The organism is Actinocorallia sp. A-T 12471 (assembly GCF_033875155.1).
Taxonomy (GTDB): Bacteria; Actinomycetota; Actinomycetes; order Streptosporangiales; family Streptosporangiaceae; genus Actinocorallia.
Map to the genome: position 1 here is coordinate 128,159 of NZ_JAWZTE010000016.1, position 21,684 is coordinate 149,842.

A 21,684-nucleotide genomic window follows, 5' to 3' on the forward strand; every position below is an offset into this window, starting at 1 on the left:
TTCAGCTAGTGATTGGTCACTAACTTTCGTGCCGAAAAAAAGGGGACGCCGCGTCGCGCCCCCGGGTCACTGGACGACGCACCGCCAGATGCGGTCGTCCGACGGGTAGTTGAGCGCGGTCAGGACGTTGATGAGCATGCCCTCGGACATGAACTCCCCGGTGGCCTCGTCGTCACCGGAGAACAGCAGGCGGACCGTGTCGACGAGGTCGGTCCAGCCGCGCCGGACCGTCTCGCCGAACTCCAGATCCCCCGCCAGGGTCGCCTGATATGTGGCGACCTGCATCTGCATCTGCATCATGACGAGCTCGCCGTCACCGATCAGTTCAAGGTATGCGGCCCCCAGGGCCTCCTTGACGGCCTCGACGTCGGCGTCCGGTGGGAGGTCCTTGGCGGCGGCCACGAACGCGTCTCGGGTCAACTCAGCGCACCGCAGGGCCGCCGCGAGGAACATGGCGCGCTTGTTGGGGAAGAGCCGGAAGAGGTAGGGCTGAGAGACGCCGACGCGCTGGGCGATCGCCTCGGTCGAGGTGCCCTCGTACCCGCCGCGCGCGAACTCGGTGAGCGCGGCCGCGACCGCCGACTTGCGCCGGTCCTCCGCCTTCATCCTCGGGCTCATGGAGCCTAAGTTAGTGGCTGATAACTAACCATGCAAGGGGGTCAGGCTCAGAAGTCCCCGCCACCGCCGCCGAAGTCGCCCCAGCCGCCTCCTCCGCCCCCGCCGAACCCGCCGCCGCCCCCGAACCCGCCGAAGTCCCCGAAGTCTCCGCCGCCGCCACCCCAGTCGCCGCCGCCGTCGCCGTAACCGCCGCCGTAGCCGCCGAACCCGCCTCCCCACATGGAGCCGATCGCCGTCCCGAGCAGGATCGTGTTCAGCATCCCCAGGCCGCCGTAACCCGCGTAGTAGCCGCCGGCGTAAGGGGCCCACTGGGGACCGGCCTCCCAGTACGGACGCCGCTGTCCCGCCACCTCCACCATCCGCGCCTCGGGGTCGTCGCCGCGCTCCACCCTTTCGGCGTCGGCCGCGCACGCGGGGACCTCCCTGGGCTGTCCGCCGAGGGGCGCCCACATGACATCCCGCACGGACGGCCCGTGCTGGGGGTTGAAGAAGCAGGGCGCGCGACGCTCGGGCACAGGCTGCCCGTTGAGACGGGCCCGCACAGCCGTCATCGAGTAGCGGCCGTCCTCCAGCGCCTCGGTGACGCGCTGCATGTCCTGCGGCACCCCGGCCTGCTCGACGGCGACCTTGGCGCGGTCGTAGGCGTCGAGGGCGTGGCTGTAGTCGGTCTTGGCCTCCTCGGGCACCTTCGGGTCCGACAGGTCGAGGTCGAGGGCGGCGATGTCCTCGCCGAGGCGGGTGACGTCCTCTTCGACGCCGCTCTTGAGCTCGCCCATCTGCCGGGCCTCCTCGACCCGCCTGCGCTTGCGCGACGCCCGCACGAAGAACAGCCCGCCGAGCCCGAGCGCCACGATCAGCCCGAGGAACGCGTAGGTCGCGACGCTGCTCGTGGTCGACGGCTTGCTGCCGCTGGCGACGTCGACGGAGTCCACGAACGCCACGAGGCCGGACGCGGGATCGCCCCGGTGCTCGCTCGCCGCCTGCGAGGCCAAGGTGGCGGCCTGCCCTCGGCGCAGACCCGTCTGGCCAAGGGATCCGGCGGTGAAGTGCCGTCCAGACAACAGCGCGTATACGCCGGTGCTGCCGACGGCGTTGGCCGCCGACGCGAGGTACTGGTTGCTCTCCTGCGCGGTACCGAGGTCGTCGGTCACCATGATGTAGACCGGCGAGGAAGACTCGGCTATCGCGGCCTTCACACGCTCGATCCCTGCGGGGTCCAGAGACTTCTGGTCGGGGGCCGCGTAGAAGCGGTCGGAGCGGAGCGCCGATACGGCCTCCGGGGACGGCGGGTCTGCCTGCACGCCGCTACCGACGGCCGTTACGCCGGCGTTGAGTGTCCCGCCCATTGCGCCCGCTGTCCCGATGCCGCCCGCCACCAGCAGGACGAACACGAGGATCAGCAGTCGCAGTGATCTCATGCCTCCATCCTGCTGGAGGCCCTTCCACCTGCTGGCAAAGCCGCTGTTAAGCCTCAGCACCACCCTTTCCCCTAAGGTGGCGCGCACCACATGTAAGGGAAATTCGTATTTTAGGTAGGTTTGGTGGACAATGCCGGACATGACGGAGACTTATGCGGTGATCGGGGCGGGACCGTCCGGCCTCGCCGCGGCGCGCGCCCTCCAGCGCCAGGGACTGCCCTGGGCGGGCTACGAGCTCGCCGACGACGTCGGCGGCCTCTGGGACATCGACGGCCCCCGCAGCACCGTCTACGAGTCCGCGCACCTGATCTCCTCCAAGACCACCACACAGTTCGCCGAGTACCCCATGCCGGACGCCGCGCCCGACTACCCGGGCCACCGCGAACTGCTGCGTTACTTCCGCGCGTACGCCGCCGAATACGGGCTGCGCGACGGGTTCACGTTCGGGGCCGAGGTCGGCAAAGCCGAGCCGGTGCCAGGCGGCGGCTGGGACGTCACCGTAACGACCGCCGAGGGCACGGCCACGCATCGGCACGCGGGCGTCATCCTCGCCAACGGGACACTGAGTGAACCGAACATCCCGGACTTCAAGGGAGAGTTCTCCGGCGAGCTGATCCATACCAGCGCCTACAAGCGCGCTTCGCAGCTCGCGGGGAAGCGCGTGCTGATCGTGGGGGCGGGCAACTCGGGCTGCGACATCGCGGTCGACGCCGTCCACCACGCGGCCGCCGTGGACATCAGCGTCCGGCGCGGGTACCACTTCGTCCCGAAATACCTGTTCGGGCGGCCCGCTGACACGCTTAACCAGGGCAAACCCCTCCCGGCCCCGATCAAGCAGTTCATCGACGGACGGATTTTGAAACTCTTCACCGGCGACCCCGTCAGGTTCGGGTTCCCCAGGCCCGACCACCGGATCTACGAGTCGCACCCGATCGTCAACTCGCTGATCCTGCACCACCTCGGCCATGGCGACCTGTCCGTCAAGCCGGATATCGCCGGGTTCGACGGGTCCGCCGTGGAGTTCCGCGACGGGTCGCGCGCCGAGTACGACCTCGTCGTCCTGGCCACCGGGTACCGGCTGCACTACCCGTTCGTGGACCCGGCGCTGCTGCGCTGGACCTCTGCGGCCCCCGACCTGTACCTCAACGTGTTCAGCGACGCCGCGCCCGGCCTGTTCGTCCTCGGCATGATCGAGGCGTCCGGGATCGGCTGGCAGGGCCGCGCGGAACAGGCCGAGCTCGTTGCGACGTACCTGGCGGCGCCGCCCGACAAGCGCGCCGCCTTCGACGCCAAGGCGCGTGGCCCGAGGCCCGACCTCTCGGGCGGCTACAAGTACCTCGGCCTCGACCGGATGGCCTACTACGTCAACAAGGACGCCTACCGCAGCGCCGTACGCGCCGCGACAGCCGAGCTGAAGGGGCACCCCTGATGGACGTGGACGCCGTCTCCATCGCCTTCAACGAGAGTTCCCTCACCACCCTGAAGATCGTCGTGGGCGCGATCCTCTTCGGCATCGCCCTCGACACGAAGGTCGCCGACTTCGTAGCGGCAGCCCGCAGGCCGGGCGTCATCGCCATAGGCGTGGCCGCACAGTTCCTCGTCCTACCGGCCGTCACCTATGTGCTCACCCTGGCGCTCGACCTACGCGGCTCCGTAGCGCTCGGCCTTATCCTCGTCGCCTGCTGCCCGCCCGGGAACGTCTCCAACATCCTCACCCACCGGGCCGGAGGCGACGTCGCCCTCTCGGTCTCCATGACGGCCGTCAGCAACGTGCTCGCCGTGGTGCTGATGCCGTTGAACGTCGCGTTCTGGGGCGGACTGCACCCGACCGGACGCGACCTGCTCGCCGAGATCGACGTCGGCGTGTGGGACATGCTGAGCGAGGTAGCGCTGGTCATCGCCGTGCCGTTCGTCGCGGGCATCACCATCGCGCACTACCTGCCGCGCTTCGCCGCCCGCGCGCACAAGATCGTCGGGCCGCTGTCGTTCCTCGGGCTCGGCGGCGTCATCGCCGTCGGCCTCGCCAACAACTGGGACGTCTTCACCGCGCACATCGGGGTCGTCCTCGTCGCCGTCTTCGTGCACGACGCCCTCGCGCTCGCCCTCGGCTACGCGATAGGCCGCGCAGCACGGCTGCCGTACGCGGGCGTCAAGGCGATGACGTTCGAGACCGGCGTACGCAACGCCGGTCTTGGCCTGCTCCTTGTGTTCACGTACTTCGGCGGCCTGGGCGGCATGGCCCTCGCCGCCGCGTGGTGGGGGATCTGGGACATCGTCGCCGGACTCGTCCTCGCCCAGTTCTGGCGGCTGCGCACCGCCCCCGCACCGCGTCTGGAGGAAGCGTGAAGGTCCTCGTCACCGGAGCCCTCGGGTTCCTCGGCTCGTCAGTCGTGCGCGGGCTCGCCGCCGAAGGCCACGAGGTCGTCGGCGCGGACCTGCGGGTGCCCGAGACGTCCGGGGCGGCCGTGCCGGGGCTGCGCCACGTCGTCATGGACGTCACCGACCCGGCCGCCGTCGACCGCGTCATCGGGGAGGCACGGCCGGAGGTGATCGTGCACCTTGCGTCGATCGTCACGCCGGGCAAGGGCTCGTCGCGTGAACTCGAGTACAAGGTCGACGTCGAAGGCACCCGGCACGTCCTCGACGCCTGCCTGACGCACGGGGTCCGCCGGATCGTCGTCTCCTCCTCCGGCGCGGCCTACGGCTACCACCCGGACAATCCGGAACCGATCACCGAGGACCAGCCCGTCCGGGGGAACGTCGAGTTCGCCTACAGCCACCACAAACGCCTGGTCGAGGAGATGCTGGCCGACCTCCGCACCATCCACCCCGCCCTGGAACAGGTCATCCTGCGCATAGGCACCATCCTGGGCGACCGCGTCGACAACCAGATCACCGCCCTCTTCCAGCGCCCCCGCCTCCTCAAGATCCGCGGCGCGAGCTCCCCCTTCGTCTTCATCTGGGACACCGACGTGGTCGCCATCATCAACCGCGCAGTCACCACCCAGAACACCGGCATCTACAACGTCGCGGGCGACGGCACCCTCACCATCGACGAAATCGCCAAGATCCTCAACAAACCCACCCTCTCCATCCCCGAACCCCTCCTCCGCCTGGCCCTGCGCATCGCCCGCCCCCTCCGCCTCACCCCCTACGGCCCCGAACAAACCCGCTTCCTCCAATACCGCCCCGTCCTCGACAACACCCGCCTGAAAACCCACCTCCCCTACACCCCCACCAAATCCACCCCCGAAGCCTTCCAAGCCTGGCACACCCGCCCCTGACCAGCCCGCCACCCCTCCCTCCCCACCCTCGACGCCCTCGCCCTCTCTACCGGGGCTGAGGGAAGGGGAAGGGCGGCCGGGGGAGCGGCCGCCCTTCAGGGTGGGGGTGGTCAGGACTTGATTTCGCAGATGGGGGCGCCAGAGGTGACGGTCTGGCCGACCTCGGAGGTGAGGCCGGTGATGGTGCCGGACTTGTGGGCGGTGAGGGGCTGTTCCATCTTCATGGCCTCGAGGACGACGACCGTGTCGCCTTCGGCGACCGTCGCGCCGTCCTCGACAAGGATCTTGACGATGGTGCCCTGCATGGGCGAGACGAGGGAGTCGCCGGAGGCGGCCTTGGCCGCGCCCTTCTTGCCCGCGCGCTTGGGGGCGGCCTTGCCGGACGCGGCGGGGGCCGCGCCCGCGCCGAGACCCGCCGGGAGGACGACCTCGAGCCGCTTGCCGCCGACCTCCACGACGACCTTCTGCCGCTCCTCCGGCTCCTCGGCCAGGCCCTGCTCGCCGCCGTAGGGCGCGATGGTGTTGTCGTACTCGGTCTCGATCCACCGGGTGTGGACGGAGAACGGCGCGTCGATGTAGGCGGGCTGGGTGAGGATGTCCTTGTGGAACGGGATCACCGTGGGCATCCCGTCGATGCTGAACTCCGCGAGCGCGCGCCGCGACCGCTCGATCGCCTGCTCGCGGGTCGCGCCGGTGACGATCAGCTTCGCGACGAGCGAGTCGAACGACTGCGGCACGGTCTGCCCCGCGACGTACCCGGAGTCGAGCCGGACGCCGGGCCCGGTCGGGATCTCCATCGACGTGATCGTGCCGGGCGCGGGCAGGAAGCCGCGTCCGGCGTCCTCGGCGTTGATCCGGAACTCGATGGAGTGGCCGCGCGCGACGGGGTCGCCGTAGCCGAGCTCCTCGCCGTCGGCGACGCGGAACATCTCGCGCACGAGGTCGATGCCCGCGACCTCCTCGGTGACGGGGTGCTCGACCTGGAGGCGGGTGTTGACCTCGAGGAAGGAGATGGTGCCGTCCTGGCCGACGAGGAACTCGCACGTCCCCGCGCCGACGTACCCGGCCTCCTTCAGGATCGCCTTGGACGAGCTGTACAGCAGCGCGTTCTGCTCGTCGCTGAGGAACGGCGCGGGGGCCTCCTCCACGAGCTTCTGGTGCCGCCGCTGGAGCGAGCAGTCGCGCGTGGAGACCACGACGACGTTGCCGTGCTTGTCGGCGAGGCACTGGGTCTCGACGTGCCTGGGCTTGTCGAGGTAGCGCTCGACGAAGCACTCGCCGCGCCCGAACGCCCCGACGGCCTCGCGGACCGCCGAGTCGTAAAGCTCGGGCACCTCTTCGAGGGTGCGGGCGACCTTGAGCCCGCGTCCGCCGCCGCCGAACGCCGCCTTGATCGCGATCGGCAGGCCGTGCTCGCGCGCGAACTCCACGACCTCGTCCGCGCCGGAGACGGGGTCGGCGGTGCCCGCGACGAGCGGCGCGCCGACCTTCTGCGCGATGTGCCGCGCCTGGACCTTGTCGCCGAGCGCGGTGATCGCGGCCGGCGGCGGGCCGATCCAGATCAGGCCGGCGTCGATGACGGCCTGGGCGAAGTCGGCGTTCTCGGCGAGGAAGCCGTAGCCGGGGTGGACCGCGTCCGCGCCGGAATCAGCGGCGATCTTGAGCAGCTTCTCGACGCTCAGGTAGGACTCGGCGGCGGTCTGCCCGCCGAGCGCGTATGCCTCGTCGGCGACGCGCACATGCAGCGCGTCGAGATCCTGTTCGCTGTAGACCGCGACGCTGCCGAGCCCCGCGTCCCGGCAGGCACGCGCGATCCGTACCGCGATCTCGCCCCGGTTGGCGATGAGAACTTTCCGCAACGTACGACTCCGTCCGTGAGAACCGTGGGATCACCCCTGACCCGACCCGTCCCCGCGAGTTTAGAGAACCGTGTTTTCTAAGCCGTGATCGCCTCCTTATTTGGGGGTAAACCGGCCTGGACCACAGCTTTGGCCGCATGCGGCCACCCCTTCAGGGTCCGTTGGGGGCGAAGAGGTGTGAGCTTTGGAAGGTACGTCTGGAAATCCCGGCGATCGGAAGGATCAGACCATGGGAGCGGACCGTCGCGGCGGGAACATGGCCCAGATGGAGGACCTGGCCCGCCTGTTCTCCCGGCACTCCAAGAACCTTGACGCCCTCATCAGCGACCTGAACGGCAGGACCGTCGGGTCGAACGAGATCTGGTGGGGTCCGCGCGCCGACCGCTTCCGGGCCGCCTGGGCCGAGGCGAAGTCGGCGTTCGACAAGATGTCGGTCGCGCTTGAGGAGGGCGCGACCGACGTCCGTCAGTCAATCCAGAACATCGAGGCCGCCACCCGCTAGGGGTCTCAGCCGTCGGTCGGGGTCGGGGCCGGGGGAAGGGCGGTCTGGACGGGTACGGGAGTGCCCGCCCGGATCAGCAGCCCCCGGCCGACGGGTCCGGTGTAGGAGGCGTTGCGCGGCAGCCGCAGCCCGAACAGCTCGCCGTCGTCGGGTGAGGAGACGCCGAGCAGCAGGCCGGTCCGGTTCTTGCGGGCGTCGGCGAGGAACCCCCGGTAGCCCCGGTTGAGGTCCTCGGTGTTCCCGGCGATGACGACGGCGTGTTCTCCGTCACGCGCGCTGCGCAGGACCGCCTGGACGGCGTCGCCGAGGTCGGTGTCGTCGATGAGTTCGGCGTCGTCCACCAGCAGCGCGAAGCGGTGTTCGGGCGCGACGAGGTCGTCGAGGTCGGCCCGGTCGGCCGTCGCGTCGAGGACGCCCAGCACGCCAGGCACGTCCCTGAGCTCGCGCAGGGGCGATCGCCGAGGGGTCACGACGATCAGGGGCACCCCCCGGGCCAGCAGCGTCCTGCCGATCGTCTCCAGCGCGCTGGACCGCCCGGAGCGGGTGGGCCCGGCCACGACGAACGAGGGCCCCTCCTCCAGCAGGTCGACCCCCAGCGGCCCGAGCGTGTCCCCGCCCGCGCCCACGAGGCACCACAGCGGCCCCGACGGCGGTCCTGACGGGTCGAGCGCCAGCGTCTCCTCGGCGGTGATCCGCGCGGGCAGCTCGTCCACCCGCAGCGGGCCCGGAGACACCCTCCCGTAACGGGCCCGCGCCGCCTCGGCCGTCTCCTGGAGGGCGGCGACCTGCGCAGTCCCCGACGGGTCCTGCCCGAGAAGCCCGATCTGCGCCTCAACGACGGGTCCGCCCTGAACGGCGCGCAACGCCCGCCCGGGAGGCATATGGGCGGGAACCCGGCCCTCCGGAACGCCCGCGTACCCGTAGTCGGCCGGGTCGGCCATCCGCAGCACGAGACGGCGGTCGAACACCGTCGCCGACTGCCCGACGAGTCCCGACCTGTCGCCCGCGACGACCGCGCGCAGCCCGACCGCCGCGCCCTCCTGGAGCAGCCGCAGCAGCGCGTTCACCAGCCGCCCGTAGTCGTAGTGCTCGAACGCCGCGGTGTAGCCCTCCCAGCGGTCGAGCAGCAGCACGATCCACGGCAGCCGGTCGCCCGCCGAGACCGTCGCGCGCTGTTCGGCGAGGGTGGCGAAACCGGCGGCCGACAGCAGGCCCTGGCGGCGGGAGACCTCGGCGGTCAGCGCGTTCAGCAGCCGCTCGACCCTGTCGTAGGAGTCGCGGGTGACGACCGCGCCACAGTGCGGGAGCGCGGCGAGCGGGGCGAGGCCGTTGCCGCCGCAGTCGATCGCGTACAGGTGCACGTCGTAGGGGGTGGTGGAGGCGGCGAGCGCCCCGGCGAGCGAGCGCAGCGCCGTCGTCCTGCCGGACTGCGCCGCGCCCGCGAGGTACAGGTGGCCGTCGGCCTCGAGGTCGAGCGCGAGCGGCTCGCGGGTCTGGTGCGCGGGCAGGTCGGTGACGCCGAACTCCAGCGGCGGCACCGACGCGACAGAACCGCCAGGCGCGGGCCGCGGCGACAGCACGACGGCGTCGGGCAGCGGCGTCAGCCACGGACTCGGCTGCCTGGCGATCCCGGCCCGCGAAGCGGCCTCCGCGACCGCGGCGACCAGCGCGGAAAGGTCGGTCGTCTGCCCCTCCTGCTCCTCCGACGCCTCGGGCAGCGGGTGCCCGAGCCGTCCCCACTCGAGCGCGCGGGCCTCGGTCGGCCGCGCGGCCGCACCGCGCCGCCCCCCGATCCGCGCCGACTGCACCGCCCACGGGCTCGCCGCGCCCGTCCGCACGAAGCACCGGCCGGGCGCTGACTTGGGGATGCGCGCGGCGTCGGGCAGCTCGATGACGTCGGCGGAGTCCTCGGGGTCGGTGACGCGCAGCGCGATCCGCAGGTTGGTGTTGGCCCGGATGTCGGCGGTGACGACCCCCGCGGGCCGCTGGGTGGCCAGGATCAGGTGGACGCCCAGGGAACGCCCGCGCCGCCCGATGTCCACGAGCCCGTCGACAAAACCGGGAAGCTCGGCGGCCATCGCGGCGAACTCGTCGATGACCAGGACGAGCCTGGCGAGCCCGAGCCCTCCTGCCGCGTGGAAGTCCTCGATGTCCTTCGCCCCGGCCCGCGCCAGGACGTGCTCGCGACGGCGCAGCTCGGCCGCCAGGGAGTCGAGGGCCCGTTCGGTGAGGTGGCCGTCGAGGTCGGTGACCATGCCGACGGTGTGCGGGAGCGCGGCGCAGTCCTTGAACGCCGCGCCGCCCTTGTAGTCGATGAGGACGAAGTTCATCTCGTCGGGCCGGTTGCGGAACGCCAGGCCCGCGATGATCGTCTGCAGGAGCTCGGACTTGCCCGCGCCCGTGGTCCCGGCGATGAGGCCGTGCGGCCCGTCGGCGGCGAGGTCGATCTCGAAGGTCCCGCCGCCGGTGACGCCGATCGGCACGCGGGTGCCGGGCCCCTCCCGGTGCGCCCACGAGTCGAGGACGCGCGCGGCGGTCGGGTCGGGCATCGCGAGCAGGTCGAGCAGCCGCACCGAGGTCGGGACGGCGTCGGCGGCGTCCTCCCGCGAGACGTCCTTGACGGGCGCGAGCGGCCGCGCGAACCGCTCGGCCCAACCGACCGTCACCCGGTCGGCCAGCACGGGACCGGTCTCCTCAAGGCCGTGCCCGCGCAGCCTGACGTGGTCGCCGTCCCACGCCGCGACGACCGAGCACTCCTCAGGCAACAGCTTGTCTTCGTCGTCAAGGCACAGCGCGTAGATGCCGGCCTCAGGTCCGTGCGCGAGGACCTGCGGCATGCCGGGCACCCGGCGCAGCGCGCGGGCCCCGTCGAGGACCAGCAGGACGGCGGGCGCGGGCGCGGCCTTCTCGGCCTCCCCGAACACCGGCTTCCGCGCCCGTCGCCGCTCGGTGATCTTGACGGCGAGTTCGGTGACCCGGGCGGCGACGCTGACGGCGTCGTCGCCGACGAGCGCGAGGCACTCCTCGCCGTCGCGCGGGGCGCAGTGCGGCAGCCAGCGCGTCCAGTTCCAGTGGTCGGCCCCGGTGCCCGCGCCGGTCAGGCCGTCGGCCGACAGCACGATCACCGCGAGGTCGCGCGGGCTGTGCAGCGCGGCCGCCTGCGCGACGAGCCAGCGCGCGAGGCCGCGCGAGTGCTCACGCGGCCCGGTGATGCCGACGACGCCGTACTGCGCGAAGGGCAGCGGAACCGGCACGTGCCGCGCGATCGGCGGTCCCGTCAGGTCGGCCCTATCCAGTGCTTCGCGGACGTCATCCTCCGAGCCGCGCAGCTCGACGCGCGCGGGCAGGTCGGCGAGGCCGACGCGCAGGTGCAGCGCGTCGGGGTCGGCGAGGCGGCGTTCCCACAGGCGGCGGCGCGGGCCCGTCGCGGTGAGCAGGATCTCGGCGGGGTCGGGTGAGGCCGCGCGCCTGTCCTGTTCGTCGGCGACGCGGAGCTGTTCGAGGTCACGGGCGAAGTACGCGGACTTCACCTGATATTCCTTATATGCCTTTTTGTACGATTTCCTGCCGTACAGCCGGTCGCCTATCCATTCGCCCACCAGCATCAGCGGCCAGGCGAGCGCGAACAGCGCCCAGTACCACTGGCTCAGCACATAGGCCATGACCAGGCCGAACACCGAGAACAGCAGCGCGCCGAACAGCCGCAGCCGTTCCTTTCCCTGCTTCTCGGGAAGGTGCGGGGCCTTCAACCGACGCCCTTCCCGAGGCGGCTCGATCCGCGGCGGCCGGTTGAATGCGAGACCGCCCTGTGGCAGCGGTTCGAGATGGGTGTCCGGCGAGGCCGACCGGGCCAGCGCGAGCACTACCGGCCCGACCGCGACGACCCCGCCCTCAAGCCACTCCCGCTCCTCGGTGAGGGGCTCCCCGTCGAGCGTCGCGCGGACCTCCGCGCGCACCCGCACCGCGTCACGCCCGACCGTGACGAACACGCCGGGATGCGGCTGCGCGGCCCCCGGCCCGAGCCGGTGCACCCCGCCCGCCTCACGCCCCCCGACGACCCGGACCTCGACCAGCCCCGACGGCTCGGCCCGCATCGTCGCCGGGACCATCCGCCCGTCGAGCGTGACGATGGCCCCGTCGGGAAGCTCACGGGAGGCGGGCGCGGAGGGGTCGAGCATCCGGCCGTCGGCGTAGAAGGGCTGCTGGAGCGGGACGACGTTCTCGGCGTGCTGCTGGGCCTGCCCGCCCCCGTTCGCCGGGGCGCGCTCAAGCCCGGAAAGGGCGCGCGCCACCGCGGAGACGGGCATGTCGGGGTCGCCGCTCACCAGTACGTCGCGCGATCCGCTTGCGTCAAGGGCCGTCAGGGAGATCCGCACGGACGACAGGGTGGCACACGGTTCGGGCCCCCGACAGGCGGCCGCCGGGGAAACCCCGAGAAAACGGACTGGACCCCATGTCCAATGATCATTGGGACATGCATCAGCACTCATGACGAATCTGTCGTCAACGGGGTGTCAGGGACATTGAGACAACGGACTTATGACGAAAAGTCGCCGTTTCGGAGCGCCGGATCAGGGGTACGGCCTGCGTCCGATTACCCCGAGCACTGGTAATTTTTCGACATCCGGTTACGAGAACGCGTCACCTACTCGAATCCATTGACGTGACCTTGTCAAGGCCGACAGCATGGTCACTCCGGCCGCAAACGGATACCCGAGTACACGCCAGACGGACACCCCCCCGGAGTCATCACCGCGATGAGGACCAGTCAGCAAGGTTCGCCGACAGGCGTCAACGCCGCCGGGCACGGGCTCGGCTCGGCCCTGGGCGGCTCGGCGGGCCGGCGGCTCCCGGTTCCGCCGCGCGAGCGCAAGCCCGCGCTCGCCGCGCTCGCCGTCCTGCTCATCCTCGGCGGCGCGCTGGTGAGCGCCTACCTCGTCGTGCAGAGCGGCAAGCGGGTGACGGCGATCTCGGTCGCCAAGCCCGTCGCGGCGGGCGAACAGATCCCGCTCGACGCGCTGGAGTCGGTGACCGTCAGCAACACCGGGGTGGAGTTCCTCAACTGGAGCGAGCGCGCGAACGTCGTCAAGGCTTACGCGGCGGTGCCGCTCGTGCCGGGCACGCTGCTGAACAACAACATGATCACCTCCGAGGCGCAGGTGGCCAAGGGCCGCCTCATCGTCGGCCTCGCGCTGAAGCCCAACCAGTACCCGGCCGAGGGCCTGTCGATCGGCGACACGCTCGCGCTGTACTCGATGGGCGGCTCCGACAAGTCGCCGCGGCCGCTCCTGCTGTCGGCCGACGCCGAGGTGCGCCAGGTCGTCGCCCCGAGCGCGACGAGCCGGGCGTCGTCGTCCGGCGAACTGCTCGTCTCGATCTCGGTGAAGCCCGAGGAGGCACAGGCGATAGCGCTCGCGAGCTCGGCCGGCGCGGTCACCGTCGCCGTCGTCCCGCCCGGCACCACCGTGCCGACGCGACCCGGCGGCCAGAACGGGCAGAACGGCCAGACCGGTCAGGGCGACCGGACCAAGACGGGCGGCGGGTGAGACCGTGGCGCTGATCGCACTCGCCGCGGACAAGGGAGCTCCGGGCGTCACCACGGCGGCGGTGGCACTCGGCGCGGTGTGGCCGCGCCCGGTGCTCGTCGCCGAATGCGACCCCGCGGGCGGCGACCTCGTCTACCGGCTGCCTGGCGAGAACGGGATGCTCGACCCCGCGCGCGGCATGCTGTCGCTGGCCACCGCCGCGCGGCGCGGCCTGCGCCCCGAGCAGATCGCCCCGCACACCCAGCGGCTGTCCGGCGGCCTCGACGTGCTGGTCGGGGTGTCCAACGCCGAGCAGGCCGCGGGCCTGACCTGGCTGTGGAGCCCGCTCGGCAGGTCCTTCGCGGTGCTGCCCGGCGTCGACGTGCTCGCCGACTGCGGCCGCCTGGCCGCCGCGAGCCCGCTCGTCGAGCTGCTGCGCGAAGCCGACATGACAGTCCTGTTCACGCACGCGACCCTTGAACACGTCGCCCACCTGCGCGAGCGCATCAGCCAGCTCTCCGCCGACCTGCCCAGGCAGCGCACCCGCATCGGCGTCGTCGTCATCGCCGACCCGCGCGGCTACCGCGCCGCGATCTCCGAGGTCGAGCGGGTGCTGGCCTCCTCCCGGCTGCCCGCGGTCGTCCTCGGCGGCCTGGCCTACGACCCCAAGGGCGCGCAGATGCTGCGCGGCCAGTGGGGCGGCAAGCTCGACAAGTCGCTGCTCATCCGCTCCGCCCGCGAACTCGCCGGATCGCTCGTCGCGCGGCCCGCGCTGGAACACGCCGCGGCCCCCGCGCCGCCGCCGACGGTCACCGCCGCGCCCCCGCCGGAACCGGCGGCCGAACGGGGAAGGGGCCTGTAGATGGACCACGTCCTCGTCAAGCGCCTGCGCCAGGAGGTCGGCGACCGGCTCGCCCAGCAGCGCAGGCTCGACGCAGCCTCGGGCCTCACCCCGATGTCGCCCGAGGACGAGAGGCAGTTCGCCCGCGCGCTCATCGCCCAGGTCCTGGAAGAGCACGCCCGCTCCGAGATCGGCATCGGCCGCCGCCCGCCCACCCCGGACGAGGAGGAGGACTACGCGGCGGGCATCCACGCCGCACTGTTCGGCGTCGGACGGCTCCAGCCGCTCCTGGAGGACGCCGACCTCGAGAACATCGACATCAACGGCTGCGACCGGGTGTTCCTGTCCTACTCCGACGGCCGCGAGGTGCTCGGCGACCCCGTCGCGGACTCCGACGAGGAGCTCGTCGAGCTGATCCAGATCCTCGCCGCCTACTCCGGGCTGCAGTCGCGTCCGTTCGACTCGGCCAACCCGCAGCTCGACCTGCGGCTGCCCGACGGGTCGCGGCTCTCGGCCGTCATGGACGTCACCCAGCGGCCCGCGCTGTCGATCAGGCGCGCGCGGCTCGGCAAGGTGTTCCTCAGCGACCTCGTCGGCAACGGCACAGTCCCGTCGGAGGTGGGCAGGTTCTTCCAGGCGGCGGTCGCGGCGCGCAAGAACATCATGATCTCCGGGGCGACCAACGCGGGCAAGACCACGCTGCTGCGCGCGATCGCCAACGAGATCGGCCCGCACGAGCGGCTCATCACCGTCGAGCGCGCCCTTGAGCTGGGCCTCGAGCAGTTCCCCGAGCTGCACCCGAACGTCGTGGCGTTCGAACAGCGGCTGCCCAACTCCGAGGGCCAGGGCGCGATCTCGATGGCCGAGCTGGTCCGCAGGTCGCTGCGCATGAACCCGTCGCGGGTGATCGTCGGCGAGGTGCTCGGCGACGAGATCGTCACCATGCTCAACGCGATGACCCAGGGCAACGACGGATCGCTGTCCACGATCCACGCGAACTCCTCGATGGAGGTGTTCAACCGCATCTCCACCTACGCGATCCAGTCGGAGGAACGGCTCCCGATCGAGGCGACGCACATGCTCATCGCGGGCGCGATCGACTTCGTCGTCTTCATCGACAAGCGCAACGACTACCACCGCGGCGGACGGCTGCGCAGGTTCGTCTCCAGCGTCCGCGAGGTCACCGGCTGCGACGGGCGCGTCCTGTCGTCGGAGATCTTCGCGCCGGGCTCCGACGGCCTCGCCCGCCAGCACGCCCCCATCGCGTGCGCCGACGAACTCGCCGAGTACGGCTACGACCAGCGGATGGGGGTCTGGCAGTGAACCTCGGCATCGACGTGCTCTACGCGCTGTTCGCGGGCGGCCTGGCCTGCGGCGGGCTGTGCCTGCTCGTCATGGCGGTGCGCGGCACGCCGGTGAAGCCGCAGAGCCGCAAACGCTCGCGTGAGGACCTCGTGCGCGCGCTGGGGACCCGTACCGGCATCGCCGTCATCGCCGGGCTCGGCACCCTCGTCGTCACCCGGTGGGTCGTCGTCGCGGTGGGGATCGGGCTGCTCGTCCTCGGGTGGGACGCCGTCGCGGGCGGCGCGGCCGAGGAGCGCAGGTCGATGAGCAGGCTCGAGGGGCTGGCGAACTGGGCGGAATCCCTGCGCGACACCATCGCGGGCGCGGTCGGCCTCGAACAGGCGATCCCGTCGTCGGTGCGGGCGGCGTCCCCCGCCCTCCAGCCCGCCCTGCGCGCGCTGGTCGACCGGATGCACACCCGGGTGCCGCTGCCCGAGGCCCTGCGCCGCTTCGCCGACGACCTCGACGACTCCTCCGCCGACCTCATCATCGCCGCGCTCATCCTCAACGCACGGCTGCGCGGTCCTGGCCTGCGCGAAATGCTCGGCGCGCTCGCCGCGTCGGCGCGCACCGAACTCGAGATGCGCCGCCGCGTCAACGCCTACCGCGCGATGACCCGGCGCAGCGTCCAGATCGTCGTCGGGTTCTCCGTCGGGTTCGCGCTGCTGGTCTCGGTGTTCAACCCGTCCTACGTCGCGCCGTACAACTCCGTCACCGGCCAGCTCGTGCTCGGCCTCATCGTCGGGCTGTACGCGCTCGGGTTCTTCTGGCTGCGCAGGCTCGCCAAGTTCCAGGCGCCCGAGCGGCTGCTCGGCGCGACCGAGGCCGAGCCCGTCGACGCGGGCAAGCCGCTGCGCGGCCGCGCGGCGATGGACGCGGGGGTGGGCCGGTGACCGGGGCGATCCTCGCCGGCGCGCTCGTCGGAGCCGGGCTGTTCCTGCTGCTGCGGGCGATGTTCCCGGCGCGGCGCGGACTGCGCTCCCTGCTCGCCGAGTACGACCAGGTCAGCAAGCAGGTCCCCGTGGCCGCGAGCAGCGAGGACGGGCCGCGCCCGTCGCTCACCCAACGGCTCCAGGACGAGGTCGGCGCGTCCCTCGCCCAGATCATCGAGGACCGGGGCTGGGAGCTGCGCTCCACCCGCGCCGACCTCGCCATCCTCAACCGCGACTACCAGACGTACCTCGCCAGCAAGGTGCTCGCCCCCGCGATCGCCCTCGCCTTCACCCCCATCTTCGTCGCCCTGCTCGCCTACATGGGCGGGGTGTCGCTGATGATCCCGGTATGGGGCGGCCTGCTGTTCGCCCTCGCCGCGTTCTTCTTCCCCGACCTCCAGCTCAGGCAGGAGGCCGCCGAGGCGCGCGAGGACTTCAAGCACGTCGTCGGCGCGTTCCTCGACCTCGTCTCGATGAACCTCGCGGGCGGCAGGGGCGTCCCCGAGGCGCTGATGACCGCGTCACAGGTCGGCGCGGGCGCGCCCATGCTCGCGATCCGCGAGGCCCTGGCCAACGCCAGGATCGTCGGACAGACCCCGTGGCAGGCGCTCGGCGCGCTCGGCGAGCGCATCGCCGTCCCCGAACTCGCCGACCTCGCCGCCGCGCTCGCGCTCGTCGCCGACGACGGCGCGAAGATCCGCCAGTCGCTCGCCGCGCGCGCGGCCTCCATGCGCAGCCGGGAGATCTCGGCGCTGGAAGGCCGCGCGGGCCAGAACTCCCAGACCATGCTCATCGCCCAGTTGTCGTTCTGCGTGGGCTTTCTCGTGTTCCTCCTCTATCCCTCGGCAATGCAGGTCATCGCTTCCTTAGGAGAGCATCATGAACCCGTTCGACGCCCCCCACGTCCACTACCTGCGCACCAACCTCGCCACCCGCATGGACCGCCTGCGCGACGGACGCCGCCGCCGCGCCGGCGCGTCCGCCATCGAGTGGGCCATCATCACCGGCCTGCTCGCCGCCATCGCCATCGCCATCGGCCTCACCATCCGCAACGCCATCCAGGGCGCGGCGGACGCCATCCAGACCGTCTGACCATGCCCTGGCCGAAGAAGGTCGTGCGGAAGAAGAGCGCGAAGGGGGCGACCGCACTGGAATGGGCGCTGCTCACCCCGGTCCTCATCCTCGTGATCCTCTTCAGCATGCAGTTCGCGATGGTCTACCACGCCAACCACATCGCGCTGTCAGCCGCGCAGTCGGGCTCGCGGGCCGCCCGCGAGATGGGGCCCGGCGGCGGCTGGCAGGGCGTCGGCGCGGCCGCCGCGCAGAACTCCGTCAACCAGCTCGGGCCGAACGTGCTCACCGGCGTCGCGGTGACCCCGCTGGGCGACGGCGTCTACGACCGCGGCTTCCAGGTGACCGGCACCGCGGTCGCGATCGTCCCGTGGATGACGTTCACCGTCACCAAACAGGCGGTCGGCGCGGTCGAGTGCTTCCGGCCCGACGAGGGCGCGGCCAAGAACTGCGAGGGGCAATGACCGGGCGGCTCAGGCGCGCCGGGCGCGCGCGGGGGAGCATGTCCCTCGAAGTCGTCCTGCTCACCCCCGTCCTCATCATCCTGTTCCTGTTCCTCGTGCTCGTCGGCCGGCTGGTCAACGTGCAGAGCCAGCTCGACGGGGCCGCGCGCGACGGGGCGCGCGCGGCGTCCGTCGCCCGTGACGAGGGCGCCGCGCAGGCGTTCGCCGTCCAGGCCGTCGACGACTCGATCGCCGGGACGAGCTTCTGCGTCGGCGGGGCGGCGCAGACCGACGTCGACCTCGGCGAGTGGGGGCCGGGCGGGCAGGTGACCGTCACCGTCACCTGTACCACCGACCTGACGGGGCTGGCGCTCGTGCCGTTCGCGGGAGACCCTGTGAAGACCGGATCGGCCTCCGCCCCGATCGACACCTACCGGCGCATCGACTGCGGCGGCGCGCCCTGCGCCGTCGAGGAGGAGTGAGATGACCCGCCGCGACAGACGTCGCGCGGCCGCACGCCGCGACCGCGGCACGTTCAGCATGTTCACCGTGCTGTTCGTGCCGTCCGTCCTGCTGTTCGCGGGCCTGCTGCTGGACGGCGGCCTGGCGATCCACGCCAGGGAGCGCGCGCTCGACATCGCCGAGCAGGCCGCCCGCGCGGGCGCGGACGAGATCGACGTCGAGGTGCTGCGCGAGACCGGCGAGCCGGTCCTGGAGGCGGGGGCGTGCGGGCGCGCCGTCGCGTTCGTCGGCCAGTTCCCCGGGCAGTACCAGGGCGGCTGCGCGCTGACGGGGGCCGACGAGGTCACCGTCCAGGTCACCACGCAGGTGGACACGGTGTTCCTCGGCGTGATCGGCTTTGGGGCGTTCGACATCGAGGTGGCGGCCTCGGCACATCCGGAGGACGGGGCGTAAAGGTGGTCGGAAGGCGGCAACCGGCGAAGGCCCGGCGGAGCGCGGGCGAGGTTCTGGTCGGCCTGCTGTCGTTCGTGGTGCTCGCGGCGCTCGTCGCGGGCGTCCCGTACGCGTTGGTGAGGTACGCCGGGTCTCCGCTCCCGGACGGCCCGGTCGACATGTCCCTGCTCACCCAGCCGCTCACCGACACCACGGTGCTCGGCTTCGTCACGGTGTTCGTGTGGCTGGCATGGCTGCAGTTCGTGGTCTGCGTCGTGGTGGAGGTCCAGGCGGGCCTTCGTGGCGTGGGCGTCCCGGCTCGGGTGCCGTTGGCGGGCGCGACCCAGGCCGTCGTGCACAAGCTCGTCGTGGCGGTGCTGCTGCTGTTCACCGCGACGACCGCGATCATGCCGGCGTTCACCCAGATCCAGACCAAGCCCGCGCAGCCCGTGCAGACCGTCGCGGCGGAGACGCCCGCGGTGCTCGGCGCGGACGGGGTGCGCCTCATGGCGTCGCCGTCGGCCGAGGAGCCGGACGGCGAGACCACCAAGATCTACAAGGTGCAGCCGCCGCACGGCCGTCACCACGAGAGCCTGTGGGAGATCGCCGAGAAGTGCCTGGGCGACGGACGTCGTTACAAGGAGATCTTCGAGCTGAACAAGGGCCATGTGCAGCCCGACGGCTCGAAGCTGCGCGAGGCGAGCCTGATCCGGCCGGGCTGGGTGATGGAGATGCCGATCGACGCCCGGGACACCCTGATCGTCCCGAAATCTGAGCTGCGCGACTACTTCCAGCACGGCCACGCCGTCCCGGACAAGCCGAAGCCGCCCAAGCAGGAGCAGCCGAAGCAGGAGACGCCCAAGCAGGAGCAGGAGCAGGCGCCCAAGCCGACGGCCGAAGCCCCCAAGCCGCAGGCCCCGCAGGAGCAGCAGACGCCCAAGCAGCAGCTGCCCGAGCACACCTCGCCAAGGCCGGAGGCCCCCGGGACCGTGCACGGCAAGCCGGGCGCGGCCGTCGAGTCGCCGCCCGCCGAGACGGCCGAGGCCCCGTTCCCGTGGCCTGAGGCGCTGGCGGGCACGTCACTGCTCGCCGCCGGGGTGCTGACGACGCTCGGCCGCAGGCGGCGGGCGCAGGTGCTCGCGCGCGAGAGCGGCAAGATGATCGTGCGCCCCGAGGGCGAGGAGGCCCGCGTCGAACAGGCGCTGCGGCTCGGCGCGGACCCCGAGGGCATCAGGGTCCTCGACCTCGGCCTGCGCAGGCTCTCCCAGGCGCTCGCCGCGCAGGGCAGGACCCTGCCGACCGTCTACGGGCTGCACCTCGGCGCCGAGTCGATGGACCTGTGGATCGCCCCCGCCGACCCGAACCCGCCCGAGCCGTGGCAGGCGCACGACGGCGGCCAGGTGTGGCGGCTGCACACCGCGAGCCTCACCGCCCTGTCGGCCACCGACCTCGCCGACGTCCTCGCGCCCTACCCCGGCATGATCTCGCTCGGCGTCGGCCAGAACGGCAGGGTCCTCGCCGACCTCGAGGCCGCGCACGGCGTCATCGCCCTCGACGGTCCGCCCGACATGCGCAAGGCCGCGCTCGCCGCAGTGGCCGTCGAGCTGGCGACGAGCACGTGGGCCGACCACATGCGGCTGACCCTCGTCGGCTTCGGGCCCGAGCTCGCCGAACTCGCGCCCGACCGCATCCGCTGCGTGCCGACGCTCGCCGACGCGCTGCCGGAACTCGAATCGCGCACCGAGGAGGTGCGCAGGGCGCTCGCCGCGACCGGCGCGGACTCCGTCCTGACCGGCCGCTGCCGCGGCGTGTCCGGCGAGGCGTGGATGCCGCACTACCTGGTGATGGCCGACCAGCCGACCAAGGCCGACGCCGCCCGCCTCACCGCCCTGGCCCGCACCGCGCAGCGCCTTTCCGCGGGCTACGTCGTCGCGGGGCACGTCGAGGGCGCGGCCTGGACCTGGACGATCGACGAGGAGGGCACGCTCGACGCGGGCGTCCTCGGCTTCAAGGTGCGCGCGCAGCGCATCCCCGAGGCCCAGTACAAGGCGATCGCCTCACTCGTGCGCACGGCGGGCCGCAAGGACGGCGTCCGCCTGCCCGAGCTGAAGGCCGAGCGGCCCCCGTCGGCCGCGCCGGCCGCCGAGATCCGGATGCTCGGCACGGTCGCGGTCCGCGCGCCGGGCCCGATGCAGGACACCCGCCGCGACATCTGCACCGAGGTCCTCGTCTACCTCGCCGCCCACCCCGGCGGCGTCCACCCGACGGTCCTCAGCAGCGCGGTCTGGCCGCGCGGCGTCACCGCCGGCGTCCGCGACGCGACAGTCGCCATGGCCGCCGACTGGCTCGGCCGCGACGCCCGAGGCCGCCCCAACCTCTACACGGACGAACGCGGCCGCCTCAAGCTGGGCTCCGAAGTCTCCGTGGACCTCCAACAGTTCCAGTACCTCCTCTGGCGCTCCGCGGCCGAACCCCCCGCCGAAGCCGCCTACCTCTCCCACGCCCTCGAACTCGTCCGAGGCCGTCTCCTGCACCCCCGCCCCCGGGGCCGCTACTCCTGGCTGGCCACCGACGCCCTGGAATACGAAACAACCGCCCGCGTAGTCGACGCCGCCCACCGCCTAGCGGAAATCCGCCTGGCGGAACGCGACCCCCACGCCGCCGTCGCCGCCGCCCGCTCCGCCATGCGCCTTGCCCCCGACGACGAACTCCTCTGGCGCGACCTCATCCAGGCCACCGAAGCCACCGGCGACCCCTCCGCCACCCGCGCCGTCCTCAACGAACTCCGCGCCCGCGCCGACTTCGAGTCCCTCCACCCCGAAACCGAAGCCCTCCTGGACTCCCTCACCCCCCACGCCCACGCCCGCGGCGCCTAACCCCACCCCACCCCACCCCACGTCAGGGCCGCGTCGCGTCAGGGCCGCGTCGCGTCAGGGCCGCGTCGCGTCAGGGC

Annotated in this window: 16 protein-coding genes; 12 read left to right on the top strand and 4 right to left on the bottom strand. The window is 72.1% G+C overall.

Annotation, left to right across the window (positions count from 1 at the left end):
- Positions 1–66: 66 nt before the first annotated feature.
- Entirely contained in the window at positions 67–618 is a 552-nt protein-coding gene (locus R9X44_RS32375) for a helix-turn-helix domain-containing protein (protein WP_319818166.1), read from the bottom strand.
- A 47-nt stretch (positions 619–665) separates the two neighbouring features.
- Positions 666–2,036, bottom strand: a complete 1,371-nt coding sequence (locus tag R9X44_RS32380; RefSeq protein WP_319818167.1) for a hypothetical protein — start codon at positions 2,034–2,036, stop codon at positions 666–668.
- Positions 2,037–2,175: 139 nt separating this feature from the next.
- Here R9X44_RS32380 and R9X44_RS32385 point away from each other — a divergent pair, with 139 nt between their 5' ends.
- From R9X44_RS32385 to R9X44_RS32395, 3 genes are read left to right on the top strand one after another with little or no spacing between them, the layout of a single operon-like run.
- Complete coding sequence (locus R9X44_RS32385) at positions 2,176–3,465, top strand: flavin-containing monooxygenase (protein ID WP_319818168.1); 1,290 nt, start codon at positions 2,176–2,178, stop codon at positions 3,463–3,465.
- The gene (locus R9X44_RS32390; RefSeq protein WP_319818169.1) at positions 3,465–4,382 is read left to right on the top strand and encodes a bile acid:sodium symporter family protein; all 918 of its coding nucleotides are present in this window, start codon (positions 3,465–3,467) and stop codon (positions 4,380–4,382) included. Before R9X44_RS32385 ends, R9X44_RS32390 begins: the two co-directional genes overlap by 1 nt.
- A complete protein-coding gene (locus R9X44_RS32395) occupies positions 4,379–5,320 on the top strand; it encodes an SDR family oxidoreductase (protein WP_319818170.1) in 942 nt (313 codons plus the stop codon). The genes R9X44_RS32390 and R9X44_RS32395 overlap by 4 nt, the downstream gene beginning before the upstream one ends.
- A 110-nt stretch (positions 5,321–5,430) precedes the next feature.
- Here R9X44_RS32395 and R9X44_RS32400 read toward each other — a convergent pair whose 3' ends face one another.
- Positions 5,431–7,179, bottom strand: a complete 1,749-nt coding sequence (locus R9X44_RS32400; protein WP_319818171.1) for an acetyl/propionyl/methylcrotonyl-CoA carboxylase subunit alpha — start codon at positions 7,177–7,179, stop codon at positions 5,431–5,433.
- Between the two features lie 229 nt (positions 7,180–7,408).
- Between R9X44_RS32400 and R9X44_RS32405 the strand changes: the two genes are divergently transcribed.
- The gene (locus R9X44_RS32405) at positions 7,409–7,681 is read left to right on the top strand and encodes a WXG100 family type VII secretion target (protein WP_319818172.1); all 273 of its coding nucleotides are present in this window, start codon (positions 7,409–7,411) and stop codon (positions 7,679–7,681) included.
- Between the two features lie 5 nt (positions 7,682–7,686).
- Here R9X44_RS32405 and R9X44_RS32410 read toward each other — a convergent pair whose 3' ends face one another.
- A complete protein-coding gene (locus tag R9X44_RS32410; RefSeq protein WP_319818173.1) occupies positions 7,687–12,057 on the bottom strand; it encodes an FtsK/SpoIIIE domain-containing protein in 4,371 nt (1,456 codons plus the stop codon).
- A gap of 381 nt (positions 12,058–12,438) precedes the next feature.
- Here R9X44_RS32410 and R9X44_RS32415 point away from each other — a divergent pair, with 381 nt between their 5' ends.
- Genes R9X44_RS32415 through R9X44_RS32450 form a run of 8 tightly spaced genes read left to right on the top strand, consistent with a single transcriptional unit; the run spans position 12,439 to position 21,607 of the window.
- Positions 12,439–13,227 (top strand): hypothetical protein, encoded by a 789-nt coding sequence (locus R9X44_RS32415; RefSeq protein WP_319818174.1) that lies wholly within the window; start codon positions 12,439–12,441, stop codon positions 13,225–13,227.
- A gap of 4 nt (positions 13,228–13,231) precedes the next feature.
- On the top strand, positions 13,232–14,068 hold the full coding sequence (locus R9X44_RS32420) for a hypothetical protein (RefSeq protein ID WP_319818175.1): 837 nt from the start codon (positions 13,232–13,234) through the stop codon (positions 14,066–14,068).
- On the top strand, positions 14,069–15,370 hold the full coding sequence (locus tag R9X44_RS32425; RefSeq protein WP_319818176.1) for a CpaF family protein: 1,302 nt from the start codon (positions 14,069–14,071) through the stop codon (positions 15,368–15,370).
- Complete coding sequence (locus tag R9X44_RS32430; RefSeq protein WP_319818177.1) at positions 15,367–16,284, top strand: type II secretion system F family protein; 918 nt, start codon at positions 15,367–15,369, stop codon at positions 16,282–16,284. The genes R9X44_RS32425 and R9X44_RS32430 overlap by 4 nt, the downstream gene beginning before the upstream one ends.
- The gene (locus R9X44_RS32435) at positions 16,281–17,858 is read left to right on the top strand and encodes a TadE/TadG family type IV pilus assembly protein (protein WP_319818178.1); all 1,578 of its coding nucleotides are present in this window, start codon (positions 16,281–16,283) and stop codon (positions 17,856–17,858) included. The genes R9X44_RS32430 and R9X44_RS32435 overlap by 4 nt, the downstream gene beginning before the upstream one ends.
- A gap of 38 nt (positions 17,859–17,896) precedes the next feature.
- Positions 17,897–18,319 (top strand): TadE/TadG family type IV pilus assembly protein, encoded by a 423-nt coding sequence (locus tag R9X44_RS32440; RefSeq protein WP_319818179.1) that lies wholly within the window; start codon positions 17,897–17,899, stop codon positions 18,317–18,319.
- 1 nt (position 18,320) lies between these two features.
- Positions 18,321–18,752: a Tad domain-containing protein gene (locus tag R9X44_RS32445; RefSeq protein WP_319818180.1), complete on the top strand. Its 432-nt coding sequence runs from the start codon at positions 18,321–18,323 to the stop codon at positions 18,750–18,752.
- A 2-nt stretch (positions 18,753–18,754) separates the two neighbouring features.
- Positions 18,755–21,607, top strand: a complete 2,853-nt coding sequence (locus R9X44_RS32450; protein ID WP_319818181.1) for a hypothetical protein — start codon at positions 18,755–18,757, stop codon at positions 21,605–21,607.
- Positions 21,608–21,684 lie beyond the last annotated feature (77 nt).